This window comes from Tigheibacillus halophilus (assembly GCF_042683165.1).
GTDB lineage: Bacteria > Bacillota > Bacilli > Bacillales > Amphibacillaceae > Tigheibacillus > Tigheibacillus halophilus.
In genome coordinates this window covers 320,136-336,218 of sequence record NZ_JBHUIZ010000012.1, presented here as the reverse complement: position 1 = coordinate 336,218, position 16,083 = coordinate 320,136, and the positions used below count along the sequence as shown (strand labels likewise).

Below are 16,083 nucleotides of genomic sequence, written 5' to 3'. Positions count from 1 at the left end.
CCATTCTTCTGAACACATCGCAAGGGGAGGTTTTCTTTGCCAGATAATTAAAAAACACCGGCATTCACTGAGAATACCGATGTTTTACTTTGGTTTTAAGATTGGTCGCGTTTAATTTCACAGCCTTCATCTGTACAGTACGTCGTTTCCGAACCATCTGGTGTCAACGTTTGCAGATGAGGCTTGGCCTGTTCCTCTTCCTCCACCTTTTCCAATACTTGCTTAAACACTTCCGGTGGCTGGGCCCCGGAAACGGCATATTTTTCATTGAATACGAAAAAGGGAACTCCTTGCACACCTATCTCGCGAGCCTGTTCTTCATCTTCACGTACACGTCTGCCCTTTTCATTGCAGGCAAGCACAGAAACAGCATCTTCCTTCTCCATTCCGACTGTTTCCGCTAATTCTGTCAACTCGTCATGATCACTAATCAGTTTTCCTTCTGTAAAGTATGCATAGAACAAGGCTTCCACCATCTCTTTGCCCTTGCCGATTTTCTCAGCATACTTTGCTAAGCGGTGGGCATCAAAGGTGTTGGTAGGTTTCATTTTATCAAAACGATAATCCAGACCAAGTTCCGCAGCCTGTTCAGCCAGATTCTCACTCGATTGCTTGGCTTGTTCCGATGTAATGCCAAGCTTATTTGCAAGCATGGAATAGTAATCACCGTCAGGCATATGTTTCGCATTTGGATCTAGTTCATAGCATTTAAATTCAATTTTGACATTGTCTTTATTCGGAAAATCATCCAGGGCTTTTGCAAGTCTGTGTTCACCAATATAACAAAACGGGCACACATAATCAGACCAGATTTCAATTTTCATGTTTATAAGCACCTCTTTTTTCCTGATTCTCCTATTTTATCACACCCTCCTGTTAAGTCTGTAGCATTGTGCTTGTACAGCTAACTCTTTTGTACGATTGAATCAATTAACGAATTTCCCATAATCAGGGACTGCCTTCTCTTCAAAATGATCTACAAGCGCTTGCAGACCGTCCTTCAGTTCTTTGCCCTCCATTGGCGGGCCGTGGCCGGTAATTGCTTTTTTCGGATGCAATGAAGCAAGCTTTTGAACCGAGTCTTTTGCTTGTTTCCAGTCTGGAGTAAGGTATCTTGGCGGTCCATTTATTTCAGCATATTGCTCAAGCACCTTCCAGAAAGAATCCTGTTTCACTGTAATAAACGCATCACCAGCGAGCAGCAACCCTTTTTGCTTGTTAAAAAAGGAAACATGACCGCGCGAGTGTCCTGGAGTGTGAAACCATTCCCATTCCGGCAAGCCTAAAGTGCCCATATCTTCTGGCAGTTCTTTCAAATAAGGACTGACATTGATCGGTTCATTCGGATAATAGGGAGAGATTTTTGCAAGTAATCCACCCTCAACTGTCATATCAGGTTCAGGATAAGCTTTTTTGCCTGTCAGATAAGGAAACTCAAGAGAATGTGCATATACAGGAACTTCCCATTCCTTCACCAAGTCAACTAAGCCGCCAACATGATCAAAATGACCATGTGTGAGTATAATTTCATCCGGCTTACTATCCTGGCGAAAATGCTTGGCAATAGCTCTTTTTATTTCGGGTGCTGATCCTGGCAGTCCCGTATCAACAAGACTCCATCCTGCTTTATCGCTTTTTTCGATGACAGCCAGATTCACTATTTGATCGGTATACATATAAACGCCATCATTCACTTGCTCCCATTTTTTGTCAGCTGTTGAAGTCATCGGTATAGGTCGATTGTCTTTACTATCATGCATCTGTGAGTCCATTATAATAACCTCCTTTACTGTTAGTTTCTATGTTTTACGCAGAAAAATACCGGATTTATTGGAATCAACCTTACCGGGTTCGTTTGAACTCCAATAAAGGGTTGATTGAAGGACGGAACAAGCAGAATACACGCCATACGTGCAGCTTGGCTTCTTCTTCAAGCCAAAATCTTCCCTCTCGAGCACCCGCAGCGCAAAAATACCTTTTCAAAGTCAATTTAATTCCTGCTTGCAAAGGTTTCTTTTTTCTGGACTGACCCGTCCTGCTTATAAATAGTTAAATACGTCCCTTTATTCCTGGCGATTTTACGTCCTTGCTCTACAGCATCATCTTTGTTTTTATAGATGTTACTAGGTTTCTTTGCGTTTTTAGATTGAACAGCCCAACCATCTTCATGGGAGACAACCTCTTCTCCCTCTTCCAGGCGTTCCGGGTTGTTTTCATATTTTGTGTCCTCTTTTTTTCTTGTAGTCGGCTGGCCTGATTCCGCATACTCCGCTATTTCCTCTTTGCTGGCATTGCTGCGCCATTCTTTCGCCTGTTTCGTAGCGATCGGAATCGCCCTGTTTTCATCATAACCTTCATCCACCATCGCATTAGCTATATCGATTGCCTTCTTTTTTGTAGCGTGATCCAAATTCTTTAAAGATGAAGGATAGTCATTCATTGTCCAAGGCATTGAAATCACTCCTTTTGATTTTAGAAAACCATGTAATCATCAACCTCATACGGAAGACTTGCCTTTCCAACATAAGAAAAGCTGTCTGGAACTTATCCTATTGCTTATCATTACCCAGCGTTTATTTTTCATAAACAAAAGCCGGCAGCGATAAACGCTCCGGCTTTTGTTTATGCTTCTTCCAATAATGATTTGCCCATGATGGACACACGCTTCGTATTTTTTAAATCGTGCAGATTTTTTGCGCCAATGCCGAACATGGTGATCTTTAATTCCAGTTCGATCTGGTCCATCGTTTTAATGACCGCTTCAGTCGATGTGGTTGCCGCTTCCAGAAGCTTCCTTGCAAAGCCGATTACATCCGCGCCGATGGTAATCGCTTTGGCCGCGTCCAATCCTGTTTTCATACCTCCGCTTGCAACGACCGGAACCCCTGTCACTTTGCTTTTCACGGAAACAATGCAGTCTTTTGTAGGGTTGCCCCAATTGTTGAAAGCTTCTGCTGCCGCTTTATGAAGCTGATTTTGCGAACGTAATTTTTCTACCTGGCTCCAGGAGGTCCCGCCAGCTCCAGCAACATCGATAAAGGAAATTCCTGCATCATACAATTTGCGAGCAGTTTCTCCATCGATCCCAAATCCCACTTCTTTCGCGCCGACTGGCACATTCAATGTCTTACATACCTTTTCAATCTTAGGCAGCAAATTATCGAAATTGACATCGCCCTCATCCTGGATAACTTCCTGCAAGCTGTTCAAATGCAGGACAAGAGAATCTGCTTCTGTCATATCGACAATTCGTTGCGCCTCCTCTGCACCATAGCCATAATTCAGCTGGACAGCACCCAGATTAGCTATCAGCGGAACCGAAGGAGCATATTTTCGAATTAGAAATGAATCTTGATGCGCCGTGCTTTCAAGCAGCGCCCTTGTAGAACCCAGTGCAATCACCCATCCCTTTTCCTCTGCCGCTTTGGCAAGGTTTTGGTTGATTTGTACCGCCAATTCGGAACCCCCAGTCATGGAGCTCACTAGAAATGGGGCTTTTAACAGCTTGTTCAAAAAACTCGTCTGCATGTCAATGTCACGGAAATCAATTTCTGGTAATGCGTTATGAATAAAAGAAATTCCTTCCAAACCAGTTGATTTTTCAACGCCTTCCACTGCATCTGTCAAGCAGAGCCGGATATGCTCTGTCTTTCGCTTATTAATTCCGGTTTCCATCTTCTCACGTCCCCTAAAATATACTATCTTCATCATATCAAAAATTAACATAACAACAATCATTTCGTACTTAAGATCTTTTCAATTATTTTTTGGAACACCAGTGGCGACTTGCACCATAAATAACGTATAATAGATTGCACATGATTTAACGAAATGTTTAGATTATATGAAGGAGGAATATTTTGAAAGAAAAAGCGAAGGCGTTTGCCATCAAAGCCCATGAGGGCCAGCAAAGAAAAACATCGAACGAGCCCTATATCACCCATCCCATACGAGTGGCTGAACGGCTTGAAAAAAACCATTTTTCGGAAGCACTCATCAGTGCAGGTTATCTGCATGATGTCGTCGAAGATACCCCGTATGAAATGGAAGATATCGAAAGAAACTTTGGAAAACGGGTAAAAAAGCTTGTTGCTGCTCATACAGAAGATAAATCTAAAAGTTGGCAAGAACGTAAAGAGCATACCATCGCGATGATCAAAAATGCTGATAAAGAAATTAAATATTTGATTGTTGCTGACAAGCTGGACAATCTGCTGGAGCTGGAAAAAGAAATCGAACTGCATGGCCCCTCCGTCTGGAATGCTTTTAATGCAGGTCATGATAAACAGAAATGGTACAATCAGTCAATAGCCCAGAATATGTATCATGGACTTCAAGATGATGAAATCCCTCCATTTTTTTCTATGTATAAGGAAGCGGTAAACCGGGTATTTGGGCAATAAAATATAGACTATTCTTTGAAATGGTGTGAGGATGAATGGGAAACCTAGATATCGAATTTTTGATTAGGATCATTCTAGCTGGCGTCTTAGGGGCATTGATTGGTCTGGAACGCGAAAAACGGTTTAAGGAAGCGGGATTGCGAACTCATTTCCTGGTAGCTATTGGCAGTGCAATTATCATGATCATATCCAAATATGGTTTTGCCGATGTTATTGGAAAAGAAGGCTTCGAGCTTGACCCAAGCAGGATTGCCGCCCAGGTTGTCAGCGGGGTCGGATTTCTTGGAGCGGGTATGATACTGGTACAGCGCCAGTCGATTCACGGATTGACGACTGCTGCGGGTATTTGGACAACTGCCGGTATTGGCCTGGCGATTGGTGCTGGTTTATATGAAGTTGGTATTGCAGGCAGTGTACTGGTGCTGGTCGGCCTGGAATTACTGAAGCGTGTATTCCAATTCGCTATACCAAAAGCTTATCAGCTTACCACAGAGACATCTTCTCGGGATGCAATACAATCAATTATCCATCTATTAAGCGATCAAAATATGACTATCAAGGATTATCACGTCAAAGTGAAAGGAACCGGAACCGATACCAAGTATGTTGTCTCTTTCAAATTGCAATCCAGCAAAATACGGGACAGCAATGAACTGGCAGGATTACTGCAACAAATACCAGAGATCTCGGCTGTGAAATTGCAATAAAGGCATGCATTCATAGCGTGGAAAATTGCATATACTTGTTTGCCGCAATAAAAAGCCAGTGTTCAATGAAGAGAACACTGGCTTTCTATTTAGTCTATGGAGATTGGCCCAGCAAAGAAGCTTAACGCCGACGCAATTTGGTCAGCTTTTTCCATTGGTTTTTTGCTGCAATCCGTGCTTGCTGGTCCTGTTTCCGCTTTTCAAATGCGAGTTCGCGCTGCAGTTTAAAATAACTTCTCAGACGCTCTTCGGATAGTCTGCCGGAGGCGATTGCCTCCTGTACCTGGCAGCCCGGTTCATTTTCATGACTGCAATCACGGAAATGGCAGTTGCCAGCCAGTGTTTCAATATCCTGAAAAGCTGTGTCCATAGCACTTTCGCCATCCCATAATTGCAGTTCTCTAATCCCCGGGGTATCCATTAGCAAAGCGCCATTAGGCAATTGGAACAATTCCCGATGGGTGGTCGTGTGACGACCCCGGCTGTCATCTTCCCGTATATCAGAAGTGATTTGCACTTCTTGATTCAATAGAATATTGATCAAGGTCGATTTACCGACACCAGATGATCCCAGCAATACAGCGGTTTTACCCGATTCTAAAAATGTGCCCAGCTCTTCCATACCATCGCCGGTTACACAGCTTATCATGATAATCGGAATCCCTATTGCAACCTTTTCCAGCGCCAGACGTACATCCTCCATCTCCGTTGCCGTAACAAGATCGCTCTTGGTCAACAATAAAACTGGCGCAGCACCACTTTCATAGGTGGATAAAACATAGCGTTCGATTCGTCTTGCATTGATATCGTGATTCAATGAGCTGGTAATAAAAACGATATCCATATTAGCTGCTAACACCTGGGCTTCCGTTTTATAACCGGCAGCCTGCCTGGTGAACTGGCTTTTCCGCGGCAGTAATTTCTGAATAACAGCTTTTTGCTCATCAACCAATTTCTGCGCCAGCACCCAATCTCCTACCACTGGCATACCCAAACTATTTTCTACTTCGTTCAGGAACCTGCCGCTTAGTGCAGCAATGAATGTCATACGGCCATCAGCTATGAAATAACTGTTTTTTTGAACTGCCATCACCCTGGCAACTTGTTCAATATCACCTTGAAAATCTTTATCGATCCACCCTAATTTGTTCAACTCTTTCAAATGTTTTCCTCCTTGAAGTCAGAGGAATCCGCTCGCTAAAGCAAGTATCCCTCCATTTTGATGTAGGCATGTCTTAATTGATTAACTTGGATTGAAATCATAAAACATCACTCCTTTCAAATTGGCGAGTACTTTATTGCTTTAACGCATTGTCGCGGTGAGGGGCGGCCCCCGAGTTACATTATCTTTTGTTCATTTCACTTGGTGCAGGCCCCTTGCGCTGGTTGCTGTCAAGTTCCTGGAATTGGTTCATGTCTTCTTGATCCAATTCAAAGTCAAATACATTGAAATTTTCTTCAATGCGAGCAGGTGTGACTGATTTTGGGATGACGACATGTCCGGCTTGCAAATGCCAGCGCAAAATTGCTTGCGCAGGCGTTTTGCGATGCTTGGAAGCAATTTTTTGTACTGCTGCGTTTTGCAGCACTTCTCCGCCTTGCATCAATGGGCTCCACGCTTCTAAATAAATATGATGTTTTTTACAGAAATCGAAGAGCTCCCGCTGCTGCAGGTATGGATGGCATTCCACCTGATTAATGACAGGTACAACATCACATTCGTCCAGCAGGCGCTGTAAATGTTCGATATCAAAGTTACATACCCCAATCGCTTTGACGCGTCCGTCCTTATACAATTTCTCAAGCGCTCTATACGTATCTACATACTCGTCGAATTCCGGTGTCGGCCAGTGGATCAAATAGAGATCCACATAATCCAATCCCAATCTTTCTAAGCTTGCATCAAACGCTTTCAATGTATTTTCATAGCCTTGGTCGCTGTTCCAAACCTTAGTGGTGATGAATAAATCTTCACGGGGAACTTCGGTTGCAGCTAGCGCTTTACCAACCCCCGCTTCATTTTCATATACTTTCGCTGTATCAATCGAACGATAACCAACTTCTAAAGCTTTTGTGACAGCCGGCGTCGCCTCATCATCTGGTACCTGCCAGACACCGAAACCGAGCTGCGGCATTTTCAATCCGTTATTTAAAGTGACATATTGCATATATTCAAACCCCTCTCATGATCATTTTACGCTTTTAGTGTAGCACAGGGGCGACTGCCTGGGAAACGAAATAGTCTGGCAACATCTTATACATTCGCCGCAACCTCTCACCGCTGATCTGACCATTTTCTCCTCGCATACGAGTAGTTTCCTTCATACTTGGTCAGTTGCTTGGATGCCAGACGATAAGTAACTGGAAAAAGCTTGTTCAGAAAATAACGATCATGCGAGACAACAATAATGGTGCCGGAGAAGTTTTCCAGGGCATCTTCCAGTACTTCTTTTGCATCAATATCCAGATGATTCGTAGGCTCATCTAAAACAAGCAGATTATGCTGCTGGTGAACCAGCTGTGCTAATCGGAGCCGCATTTTTTCCCCGCCGCTCAAGCTGGCAGCTTTTTGAAAAACTGTATCGCCCAAAAACAAAAATTTGGCAAGCAGACTTCTGGCTTTCCCCTCTGTGACTTTCACCTCTTTTCTAAAGGCATCGATGATACGGTCTTGTTCATCTACCTCCAGCAAATGCTGTGATAAGAAACCAATGGATACATTACTGCCCATCTGCACGATTCCTTCATCCGCTTGTTCCTGATGCAATATCAGCTTCAAAAGTGTCGATTTTCCCGATCCATTTTCCCCAACAATTGCCACACGCTCTGGATAGCGGACATGTAACGACACATCTTTAAACAACTCACGATTTCCGACACGCTTATGCACATTTTCCATGACTACCACATCTTTGCCGCTGCGATTGCTACCCAAAAATTGCAAATCAATCTGTTTTTGCTCCAAAACTGGTTTCTTTCTCAGTTCCAATCTGTCCAACGCTTTCTCCATGCTTTTTGCCCGTCGGTGAAGACCTGCATTGGGAGGAGTTGCCTGGTTTGCCCATTCTTTCAAACGCTTGATAGTTGCTTTCATTTTTTTTATCTTTTTTTGCTGGTCCTGGTATTGCTGAAATTCCAGCATCAGCCGTTCTTCCCTTTCTTTCACATAGTCCGAGTAATTTGTCTGGTAGCAAATTAATTCCCCTTGATCCATCTCTGCAATAGACGTGACCGTTTCATCCAAAAAATAGCGGTCGTGCGAAACAATCACAACGGTGCCATGATACTGTCTGATAAAATCTGTCAGCCATTCGATCGCTGCAATATCTAAATGGTTTGTCGGTTCATCTAACAGCAACAGATCCGGTGCGTACAAAAGCAGCTTGGCTAGCTGGAATTTTGTTCGTTCGCCACCGCTCAATTGCTGCCATGTTTTCTCCAATAGATCGTCAATCATCACTCCGCTGGCAACTTTTCTGACTTGGGCATCCATTTCATAGCCGCCTATTTCCTGAAACTGTTCCTGCAGTTTGCCATATTTATCGATCATATCCATCAGTTTATCCATATCTGATTCGCTGGCCATTGCTTCTTCCATTCCGGACATTTTTTCTTTCAGTGCCAGGGTTTCGGAAAATGCTTGATAAAGAATGGAGACTGCGACTACCTCTCCCTTGATATCCGGCTGCTGCTGCAAGATACCTTGACTGCTGCCTTTTTTCCAGGAAACCGTTCCTTTTGCAGGCACTGAAATACCTGCCAATAGATGAAGCAATGTCGTTTTTCCTTCTCCGTTTCTGCCAATTAAACCAATGCGTTCTCCAATAGGAATTTGCCATGTTATATTCTCAAAAATCAAATTCGCCCCATATGTTTGGCCAACACCTCGTAAACTGCAAATATTCAATTTCTTCTCCTCCATTTCAAAGGAGACACCGCGCCAGGCTGCACCATTTAAAGACAACAAAAAAGACGCCAGAGCATACACTCCAACGTCTTAACAATTGATTAACGTTTGTGGTCAGATGTCTCCTGCCAGTAATTTTTTTCGATATTTTTGCTGAAAAAGGGCATACGTATCCCGTTGCACAAAAATATCGGAAAAAATGGCATAACACATCCAAAGGTATGCTTGGAATTTCGCTACGCTGCTGCCAATCGAAAACATCTGATCCACCTCCTTCAAATTAGTTTCATTCTAAAGATTTTCATTCGCAATGTCAACTGTTTTCTGACTTTACCGACAAAACATCCGATATACCTGCGCAGATACTTTACATCATAGACATTTTTTCCACTAAGTTCACAATTGACGCACTTCACCGAGTTTTGGCATAAGCAAGCGCTGTTGATCTATTCCTTGACGCTTCCATTCGCCAAGCAGCCGATCCACCGCTTCTTTCGGTGTATCATCCGCCAGCATGTAGGCACCATAATGCATCGGAAACATCTTCTTCGCACCCGTATCCAGAAACGACTGTATTGCTTCCTCCGGCGTGACGTGCTGTTTTCCCATGAACCATTCGGGCGCATATGCTCCAATCGGCATCAATGTATAGTCCAGCAAGAAACGTTCACCAATCTCCTTAAACCCACGAAAATAACCACTGTCCCCTGCAAAGTAGATAGTTGGCGTATCGATTCCTTCGATTACCCATCCTCCCCAATGTGATGTGTTCGTGTCCAGAGCTGAACGCTTGGTCCAATGCTGAGCGGGGACAAACGTGCATATCAGCTTACCTAGACGATGGGTTCCCCACCACTCAAATTCTGCTACACGTCCGTATCCTTTCCTTAAAAAGACTTTTCCAAGCCCAGAAGGTACAAGAAATAGCGGCGCTCCCGGCAGCTTTTTGATAGTACTGAAGCTCAAATGATCATAGTGACTGTGAGAAATCAGTACGATATCGATCGGCGGCAATTGTTCGATTGGAATGCCTGCCGGTGAAAGACGTTTATAGCCACTGAGCCATTTGGTCCAAATAGGATCGGTAAGTATATTCATCCCCTTTATTTGCAGCAAAAAAGTGGCATGACCGATCCACGTCAGTGTCGGTATCTCACGGTTATTTTGTAAAAACGCGATGTCCGGATGTTTTTCAACAGGCATTTGCCAGGATACATTTTTCTCTTTTACGGAGGATTCCTTCCACCATCTGAGAAAATCAGCAAGACTGCTCTTTGTGCTAACTTGGTCCATATTTTCATAACGTCGTTTCATCATTTCACCTTCATCGTTATTTGTGCCTATATTTAAATTACCAGTGTTTCCATTTCACTTCATCATTTTTGCCAAAATTATCCCCGTCTATGAGTGAGACCTCCATAAAAACGCAGAAGGAAATTCCTCCTGCGCTGCAGCCGGTGTTTATTCAATTATAGGAAAAGCGCATACACCTTGGTCAGTTCAGCTAAGCTTGAGCAAGACCCTGAAGGAGATTTTTACCACGTAAGGGGGTTTAAATCCTTCTGGGGCTGGACAGATAAACTAAAAAAACTTTCTTATCTTATAAAGTAAGCTGCTGACTTTTTTAGGTAACTACATAACATTTTAGATATGGGCAGTCACCAATCATTCCACACAATTTCACCGCATTTTTCATCATGATCGACAGTTACATCAAAGCTATGTTTCTCATAGAAATACATCAATCTGTCAACATGGTCATAATCCCTTTTCACGAGGTCGCCCGTAATGTATTGGATGTTCTCCTGGCGCGCTTTTTCCTTCAAGTGATGCATTAAAATCGAGCCATATCCTTTGTCTTCCTCGCCCTTGATTGCCGCAATATGCAGTGTATTGCTTCCCTTGTACTCCGCCTGCAAAGCCGAATGCCAACTTCCTCGGTAAGTATGGCGGCAATCATGGAGCATTAATTGGAACGTATCCTCTTTTTTATCCGAATACACAACCACCCAATGATCATGCTTCGTTTGATCAATGCTGATCACTTCTGCCTCCTTGGCAATTTCTTTAATATTATGCTGCATTCGGAAAACCTGCATCTCGAGGTGATCCAATTCTTCCTTCACTTCGATTTCCGTTCTGTTTTCTTCTATTTCAAATACCGATTTCATTCCCACGATCCCCCAAAAACAATTCATGATATTCAAAGACATACAGTATCGTATTCTACTAGACAGCCAAGTGATTTTTCAAGGGAATTTCAAAATTTGGAAGAATTTTTCTGAAAAAGATTTAATATTTACTTGTTTTTGACGATATTAAAAACAGATGAGTCGAAAGACCTATAAAATGTCGTCATATGAAAACGCAGGGGGCAAATATGAAAACGAAAAAAGAAAAAATAAAAAAACTTCCATCTAAAAAGAAGAAACAAGCAAAGAAAGAAAAAGCAACCGTCAATATCTTGAAATGGAAAGATGTCAGTATCGGACAGAAATACTTAACGGCCTTCTTCTTGTCGGCTATATTATTTATTGCAGCAATTGTCGTTGTCTTTTTCCAACTGGAACAGGGACAAAAAAACATTAAAGCATTGAACAATCATAGCAAGCTTGTCAGCGACATGTCAGAACTTGCGTCCATCATCCAAGTGAAAGACGTCCAGATTGCTGACTACCTTTTGACCAAGAGCACCCGTTATGTAGACGCTTTCAAACAATATCAGCAAGACTTCAATAAATTATCAAAAAATATAAAAAGTGATATCAGTGACAATTCACAGCTTGCGTTATTGGACCACATTATTAAAAACGACACCAAAATCAATGATCTCTTTTTCAATGAGATCCAAACCGCATTGGACCAAAACCAGGAATACATGGCGATGTCTACGAGAAACCAGTCATCTGAATTGCGAAAAAGCACTGTACGTCTTGTTGACCAATTGATCGGACTCGCCAAAGCAGAAGAAGCCGCCAGCTCCAAAAGCGCCAATAACAAAATGAATACCAGCATCATTATTCTATTAGCTGCCGGAGCTGCTGCAATTTTACTAGGTTCTGTCATGATGTGGATTGTCAGCCGCCAAATTGGTAATAGCTTAAAAAAAGTCATTCATATGTCAGCAGAAACAGCTAAGGGGCATTTTGATGTAGAACGCTATATTTATCGTGGCAAGGATGAGATTGGCCAGCTGACCAATGCTGTCAATCAAATGCAAGATAGAGTCCGTGGTATGCTGCTCAAGGTTTCGGATGCATCTCAAACGGTATCAGTCAGAAGTTCAGAATTGACCCAGTCTGCAAATGAAGTGAAGGCGGGAAATGAACAAGTGGCATCCACCATGCAGCAAATTGCCTCCGGTGCTGAAACTCAGGCAGCAAGTGCCAGCAGTTTATCGGAAAGCATGCAGAAATTTGTACACGTCGTAAGTAAATCCGAAGAAAGCAGCAAGGAGATCGTCCATCATTCGGATAGTATCCTGGACTTGACGGGAAATGGGTCCAAATTGATGAAGAAGTCTATCAAACAAATGGATGAGATTGACCAGATTGTATCGGATGCTGTCACCAAAGTGCAGGGCCTTGATAAACAGTCAGCAGAAATTTCAAAGCTCATTTCCGTCATCAAGGATATCGCCAGCCAGACCAATCTGCTTTCTTTGAACGCTGCTATTGAGGCAGCGAGAGCAGGTGAACATGGCAAAGGTTTTGCAGTGGTCGCCGATGAAGTGCGGAAGCTTTCCGAACAAGTAGCTGCCTCTGTAGAAGAGATAACCACCATCGTCACAAATATTCAACAAGAAACTGACCAAGTTGTCACTTCCCTGCATACAGGCTACGGGGAGGTTCAAACAGGTTCTAAACAGATAGAAGAAACCGGGAACAGCTTTCAGCTCATCCATGAATCTGTTTCGAATATGGCGAATAAAATCTTTGGTATCTCAGAAAATCTGAATACCATTGCCAAAGATAGTAATGAAATGAATACATTAATCGAGGATATCGCGGCTGTATCACAAGAGTCAGCTGCAGGCGTGGAGCAAACTGCCGCATCCGCCCAGCAAACTTCCAGTTCTATGGAAGAAGTCTCTGGGAGCGCTGACGACTTAGCCAAACTTGCCAAGCATCTGAATGACGAGCTAAAGGTTTTCCGCCTTTAACACCCAAACAACAGGAATGGCTTTATTTGCCATTCCTGTTCCTGCCATTTGTACGTTAACCATGGTATAAAAAACAATCTCTCGTATGGTCATTAACCATGCCGGCAGCCTGCATGAAAGCATAACAAATAGTCGGTCCGACAAAAGAGAAACCTCTTTTTTTCAAATCCTTGCTCATAACTTCTGCTTCTTTCGTGTATGCTGGAACCTCCTCTTGACTGGAAAAGTCATGGAAAATCGTCTTGCCGCCGACAAATCCCCAAACATAATCGTTAAACGACCCGAACTCTTTTTGCACCTGCAAAAAAGCCTTCGCATTTTGAATGAATGAACGGATTTTCCGTTCATTACGGATGATACCGGCATCCTGTTTAAGTATTTGCACCTGTTTTTCATCATAGAGAGCAATCTCTTCGGCATCGAATCCCTCAAATGCATGGCGATAATTTTCCCTTCGACGCAGAATGGTAATCCAACTCAAACCTGCCTGCGCCCCTTCCAGACAAAGCATCTCAAACAATTCCCGATCGTCGTGCGTTGGCCTGCCCCATTCAACATCGTGGTAAACCTGATATACTTCATCCTGCCCATTCGCCCAATCGCAGCGTGATTTAGCAGCCATTATGCTTCTCCTTTGGCAATCGGATTGTCATCATAGGAAATCCAGTCACTGTAGCTGCCAGGGTACAGCTTGACATTCTCAAATCCCGCCGACTTCAATGCAAGGATATTCGGACATGCTGAGACACCTGATCCGCAAGAAACAATAATTTCTTCTTGCTTTGGTAATGCTTGAAAATGCTCCAATAGCTCTTCTTTCGTCTTCCACTTACCGTTTGTATCAAGAACATCCTTCCAGAAATAGTGCTTTGCTCCTGGAATATGGCCAGCTTTTTTATATAATGGTTCTTCATTACCTAAATAACGTTCCTTCGATCGTGAATCAATCAGGATCGCTTTGTTTTTCTCCAGCTTTTCTTTCAATCGATCAATATCTACGGTTTCATCACATCGAAACTGCGGCTTGAAATCTTTAGGCATAGATTGCGTGATTTGTGTTGTCAATTCATTGCCTTCCTCAACCCATCTTGCCAACCCGCCATCCAGTACATATGTCTTCTCATGGCCTAAATGGTGCAATAGCCACCATGCCCGCGGTGCAAACATATCATTTCCAGCATCATAGATAACAACCGTCGTATCTTGGTCTATACCTATTTTGCCCAATTTTGCAGCCAGCAAATTCATATCCGGCAAAGGATGACTGCCGCCGTGCTTTTCTTTTTTAGCAGATAAATCCTGATTCAAATCCAAATAAACCGCATTAGGGATATGACCATTGATATAAGCCTTTCTCCCTGCTTCGTCATCTTGTAAATCAAAACGGACATCTACAATCACGGTATTTTCCAGTTCTCTTCTTTTCAGCCGTGTTACACTGATTAAATATGACATTTCATACCCTCCATCCATTCCTGCAATTTTCTATCTATATATCATTTTGCCATACAATCTGTTATTTCAAAAGCACACTGGTTTCAAAAAAATTTTTAGGCGCCAATACCACCGCGTGAACATGTTTTCAGCAGAATATGATAAACTAAGATTAAATTATATAAGGAGTTGAAAGATATGAAAGAAGAAATCATTCAACGCTTCACTACATATGCAAAAATAGATACACAATCCAACGAGGATAGCCAATCCACTCCCTCCACGCCGGGACAATGGGATTTGCTTCGTGTGTTGGAAGAGGAATTGAAAGATATCGGCATGGCGGATGTATCCACAGATGAAAATGGCTATCTGATGGCGACATTGCCCGCCAACATTGACAAAGATGTGCCAACCATCGGCTTTTTAGCTCACGTTGATACCGCGACGGATTTCACAGGTGAAAACGTCAATCCGCAAATTATTGAAAACTTTAACGGGGAAGACATCACTTTAAATAAAGAGCTCGGCATCGTGCTCGCAGCTAAAGATTTCCCTGAATTACCTGGCTACAAAGGCCATACACTTATCACGACTGACGGAACTACATTGCTAGGCGCCGATGACAAAGCAGGTGTCGCTGAAATTGTTACAGCGATGGATTATTTGATTAAGCATCCTGAAATCAAACATGGACGAATTCGCATTGCTTTCACGCCAGACGAAGAAATCGGGCGCGGACCGCATAAATTCGATGTCGAGCGTTTTGGTGCCGATTATGCCTATACCATGGACGGCGGCCCTCTAGGTGAGTTGCAATATGAAAGCTTCAATGCAGCAGCAGCAAAAATCACTTTCAAAGGAAACAGCGTTCACCCAGGAACCGCGAAAAACAAAATGGTCAACGCCGGTAAAATGGCTGCTGCCTTTATCGCAAAATTTCCCGAAAAAGAATCTCCGGAACAAACGGAAGGCTATGAAGGATTCTATCATTTGATTTCGATTAACGGTGATGTGGAAACGACAAAGGTGTACTATATCATCCGTGATCATGACAAGGAAAAATTCGCCGAACGTAAAAAAACCATGGAAAAATTCGTTAGCGATATGCAGGAAGAATATGGTGTCAATAACGTTGTATTGGAATTGAAAGATCAATACTATAATATGGCCGACAAAATCAAGCCAGTCATGGAAATTGTGGATATCGCCAGTGAGGCGATGAAAAACTTGGATATCAAACCGATTATCGAACCGATCCGCGGTGGCACAGATGGTTCCCAAATCTCTTACATGGGATTGCCGACACCGAATATTTTTGCAGCAGGCGAGAATTTCCACGGGAAATTTGAGTATGTATCTGTAGATAACATGGAAAAAGCAGTACAGGTCATTGTAGAAATCAGCAGGTTGTTCGCAAGCAAGTAATTGGCCATACTTTATGAAACCCATAAGAGGAAATTCCTTGAA

16 protein-coding genes are annotated in these 16,083 nt (G+C 42.9%); 4 read left to right on the top strand and 12 right to left on the bottom strand.

Going from position 1 to position 16,083, the window contains the following annotated elements:
- Positions 1 to 95: 95 nt before the first annotated feature.
- The 4 genes from ACFSMW_RS12790 to fni form a co-directional block, all read right to left on the bottom strand.
- The gene (locus tag ACFSMW_RS12790; RefSeq protein WP_390356187.1) at positions 96 to 824 is read right to left on the bottom strand and encodes a DsbA family oxidoreductase; all 729 of its coding nucleotides are present in this window, start codon (positions 822 to 824) and stop codon (positions 96 to 98) included.
- Positions 825 to 926: 102 nt separating this feature from the next.
- A complete protein-coding gene (locus ACFSMW_RS12785) occupies positions 927 to 1,772 on the bottom strand; it encodes an MBL fold metallo-hydrolase (protein WP_390356186.1) in 846 nt (281 codons plus the stop codon).
- A 218-nt stretch (positions 1,773 to 1,990) separates the two neighbouring features.
- Entirely contained in the window at positions 1,991 to 2,452 is a 462-nt protein-coding gene (locus ACFSMW_RS12780; RefSeq protein ID WP_390356185.1) for a DUF2188 domain-containing protein, read from the bottom strand.
- A gap of 170 nt (positions 2,453 to 2,622) precedes the next feature.
- Positions 2,623 to 3,675 carry a type 2 isopentenyl-diphosphate Delta-isomerase gene (gene fni / locus ACFSMW_RS12775; protein ID WP_390356184.1) on the bottom strand — a complete coding sequence of 351 codons (1,053 nt, stop codon included), beginning with the start codon at positions 3,673 to 3,675 and terminating at the stop codon, positions 2,623 to 2,625.
- A gap of 185 nt (positions 3,676 to 3,860) precedes the next feature.
- Between fni and ACFSMW_RS12770 the strand changes: the two genes are divergently transcribed.
- Together ACFSMW_RS12770 and ACFSMW_RS12765 are read left to right on the top strand one after the other, a co-directional pair.
- Positions 3,861 to 4,403 carry an HD domain-containing protein gene (locus ACFSMW_RS12770; protein WP_390356182.1) on the top strand — a complete coding sequence of 181 codons (543 nt, stop codon included), beginning with the start codon at positions 3,861 to 3,863 and terminating at the stop codon, positions 4,401 to 4,403.
- Positions 4,404 to 4,438: 35 nt separating this feature from the next.
- On the top strand, positions 4,439 to 5,110 hold the full coding sequence (locus tag ACFSMW_RS12765; RefSeq protein ID WP_390356180.1) for an MgtC/SapB family protein: 672 nt from the start codon (positions 4,439 to 4,441) through the stop codon (positions 5,108 to 5,110).
- A gap of 121 nt (positions 5,111 to 5,231) precedes the next feature.
- Here the strand turns inward: ACFSMW_RS12765 and rsgA are convergent, their stop codons facing one another.
- The 6 genes from rsgA to ACFSMW_RS12735 all read right to left on the bottom strand — a co-directional run bounded on the left by rsgA (position 5,232) and on the right by ACFSMW_RS12735 (position 11,188).
- Entirely contained in the window at positions 5,232 to 6,272 is a 1,041-nt protein-coding gene (rsgA, locus tag ACFSMW_RS12760; protein WP_390356179.1) for a ribosome small subunit-dependent GTPase A, read from the bottom strand.
- A 181-nt stretch (positions 6,273 to 6,453) separates the two neighbouring features.
- Positions 6,454 to 7,278 (bottom strand): aldo/keto reductase, encoded by an 825-nt coding sequence (locus ACFSMW_RS12755; RefSeq protein ID WP_390356178.1) that lies wholly within the window; start codon positions 7,276 to 7,278, stop codon positions 6,454 to 6,456.
- A 107-nt stretch (positions 7,279 to 7,385) separates the two neighbouring features.
- Positions 7,386 to 9,017: a ribosomal protection-like ABC-F family protein gene (gene abc-f / locus ACFSMW_RS12750; protein ID WP_390356177.1), complete on the bottom strand. Its 1,632-nt coding sequence runs from the start codon at positions 9,015 to 9,017 to the stop codon at positions 7,386 to 7,388.
- Between the two features lie 114 nt (positions 9,018 to 9,131).
- Positions 9,132 to 9,278 (bottom strand): hypothetical protein, encoded by a 147-nt coding sequence (locus ACFSMW_RS12745; RefSeq protein WP_390356175.1) that lies wholly within the window; start codon positions 9,276 to 9,278, stop codon positions 9,132 to 9,134.
- A 135-nt stretch (positions 9,279 to 9,413) separates the two neighbouring features.
- Positions 9,414 to 10,331, bottom strand: a complete 918-nt coding sequence (locus ACFSMW_RS12740; RefSeq protein WP_390356173.1) for an MBL fold metallo-hydrolase — start codon at positions 10,329 to 10,331, stop codon at positions 9,414 to 9,416.
- A gap of 344 nt (positions 10,332 to 10,675) precedes the next feature.
- Positions 10,676 to 11,188 (bottom strand): hypothetical protein, encoded by a 513-nt coding sequence (locus ACFSMW_RS12735; RefSeq protein ID WP_390356171.1) that lies wholly within the window; start codon positions 11,186 to 11,188, stop codon positions 10,676 to 10,678.
- Between the two features lie 209 nt (positions 11,189 to 11,397).
- Here ACFSMW_RS12735 and ACFSMW_RS12730 point away from each other — a divergent pair, with 209 nt between their 5' ends.
- A complete protein-coding gene (locus ACFSMW_RS12730; protein WP_390356169.1) occupies positions 11,398 to 13,179 on the top strand; it encodes a methyl-accepting chemotaxis protein in 1,782 nt (593 codons plus the stop codon).
- 55 nt (positions 13,180 to 13,234) lie between these two features.
- Here ACFSMW_RS12730 and ACFSMW_RS12725 read toward each other — a convergent pair whose 3' ends face one another.
- Both ACFSMW_RS12725 and ACFSMW_RS12720 read right to left on the bottom strand, forming a co-directional pair.
- The gene (locus ACFSMW_RS12725; RefSeq protein ID WP_390356167.1) at positions 13,235 to 13,801 is read right to left on the bottom strand and encodes a DNA-3-methyladenine glycosylase I; all 567 of its coding nucleotides are present in this window, start codon (positions 13,799 to 13,801) and stop codon (positions 13,235 to 13,237) included.
- The gene (locus tag ACFSMW_RS12720) at positions 13,801 to 14,634 is read right to left on the bottom strand and encodes a sulfurtransferase (RefSeq protein ID WP_390356165.1); all 834 of its coding nucleotides are present in this window, start codon (positions 14,632 to 14,634) and stop codon (positions 13,801 to 13,803) included. Before ACFSMW_RS12720 ends, ACFSMW_RS12725 begins: the two co-directional genes overlap by 1 nt.
- Before the next feature lie 177 nt (positions 14,635 to 14,811).
- Here ACFSMW_RS12720 and pepT point away from each other — a divergent pair, with 177 nt between their 5' ends.
- The gene (gene pepT / locus ACFSMW_RS12715; protein WP_390356163.1) at positions 14,812 to 16,041 is read left to right on the top strand and encodes a peptidase T; all 1,230 of its coding nucleotides are present in this window, start codon (positions 14,812 to 14,814) and stop codon (positions 16,039 to 16,041) included.
- Positions 16,042 to 16,083: the final 42 nt, after the last annotated feature.

Coding starts and splice junctions, on each gene's coding strand:
- ACFSMW_RS12785 (WP_390356186.1), bottom strand. CDS start 1,772: ATGGACTCACAGATGCATGATAGTAAAGACAATCGACCTATACCGATG.
- ACFSMW_RS12745 (WP_390356175.1), bottom strand. CDS start 9,278: ATGTTTTCGATTGGCAGCAGCGTAGCGAAATTCCAAGCATACCTTTGG.
- ACFSMW_RS12780 (WP_390356185.1), bottom strand. CDS start 2,452: ATGCCTTGGACAATGAATGACTATCCTTCATCTTTAAAGAATTTGGAT.
- ACFSMW_RS12790 (WP_390356187.1), bottom strand. CDS start 824: ATGAAAATTGAAATCTGGTCTGATTATGTGTGCCCGTTTTGTTATATT.
- ACFSMW_RS12720 (WP_390356165.1), bottom strand. CDS start 14,634: ATGTCATATTTAATCAGTGTAACACGGCTGAAAAGAAGAGAACTGGAA.
- fni (WP_390356184.1), bottom strand. CDS start 3,675: ATGGAAACCGGAATTAATAAGCGAAAGACAGAGCATATCCGGCTCTGC.
- ACFSMW_RS12730 (WP_390356169.1), top strand. CDS start 11,398: ATGAAAACGAAAAAAGAAAAAATAAAAAAACTTCCATCTAAAAAGAAG.
- pepT (WP_390356163.1), top strand. CDS start 14,812: ATGAAAGAAGAAATCATTCAACGCTTCACTACATATGCAAAAATAGAT.
- ACFSMW_RS12740 (WP_390356173.1), bottom strand. CDS start 10,331: ATGAAACGACGTTATGAAAATATGGACCAAGTTAGCACAAAGAGCAGT.
- ACFSMW_RS12755 (WP_390356178.1), bottom strand. CDS start 7,278: ATGCAATATGTCACTTTAAATAACGGATTGAAAATGCCGCAGCTCGGT.
- ACFSMW_RS12725 (WP_390356167.1), bottom strand. CDS start 13,801: ATGGCTGCTAAATCACGCTGCGATTGGGCGAATGGGCAGGATGAAGTA.
- ACFSMW_RS12735 (WP_390356171.1), bottom strand. CDS start 11,188: ATGAAATCGGTATTTGAAATAGAAGAAAACAGAACGGAAATCGAAGTG.
- ACFSMW_RS12765 (WP_390356180.1), top strand. CDS start 4,439: ATGGGAAACCTAGATATCGAATTTTTGATTAGGATCATTCTAGCTGGC.